Source organism: Gilvimarinus sp. 1_MG-2023, from assembly GCF_030548285.1.
This window is the reverse complement of record NZ_JAUOSC010001304.1, coordinates 1-255: the sequence shown is the minus strand read 5'-3', so window position 1 is coordinate 255 and position 255 is coordinate 1. Positions and strand designations below refer to the sequence as shown.

Sequence of the window (255 nt, the reverse complement as noted above, 5' to 3'; positions counted from 1 at the left end):
CCGAGCAGCAAGCGCTGGCGTATGAGCAACGCTTGCAGCAATTACGCCATCGCTTTGCAGGTAAAGCTCCGGTGCGCGTGTTTTACGAACTCTGGTCGCGACCGCTGACCACGGTGGCGGGTAACGCCTGGCCACAGCAACAGTTGATCCTATGCGGTGCACACAACCCTTTTGCCAGTCTGGATCAGGATTACCCCGGTGTTGGTCTGGAGCAGGTGATTGTGTCGGCTCCGGAAGTCATTATCCAGCCAAGCC

The 255-nt window shown here is 58.0% G+C and carries 1 pseudogene; it reads left to right on the top strand.

The features are described from left to right. Positions 1–255: pseudogene (locus Q4563_RS21075) on the top strand (hypothetical protein); the annotation flags it as partial.